General features: G+C 46.1%; 1 pseudogene. It reads left to right on the top strand.

Annotation, left to right across the window (positions count from 1 at the left end):
• Positions 1-382 (top strand): annotated as a pseudogene (locus JO375_RS08625) (hypothetical protein); the annotation flags it as partial.

Here is a 382-nt window from a genome sequence, read left to right as displayed (position 1 = left end):
GAAACGTATCCTTCGTATCAGTTGTCCTTTGAGCTTTACAAAGAAGGGCACTTGGTAAGCATTCCCGATGTCGGTGTCACTTACAAGTTTAGTGATACATTAGGCGTTTTTGATGAACATGGGAAAATCGCGCATCCAGAAAATATTCCAGCTGCTGATGGTTTTATTCCTGTTGAGTTGGAAGTCGCCATTGCGAAACCGCATCGGGTACTTAAAGCACAGACCCGACTAATCGTGAAAGGGAAGGCAGACGACCCAAGTGTAATTGTGGCGGATGAGGCCGTAATCAAGGCGCCGGAGCTTATAAATCAACCGGAAACGTATCCTTCGTATCAGTTGTCCTTTGAGCTTTACAAAGAAGGGCACTTGGTAAGCATTCCCG

Origin of the sequence: Paenibacillus farraposensis (assembly GCF_020736845.1) — a bacterium.
Lineage (GTDB): Bacteria > Bacillota > Bacilli > Paenibacillales > Paenibacillaceae > Paenibacillus > Paenibacillus farraposensis.
This window is presented reverse-complemented; position numbering and strand designations above follow the sequence as displayed.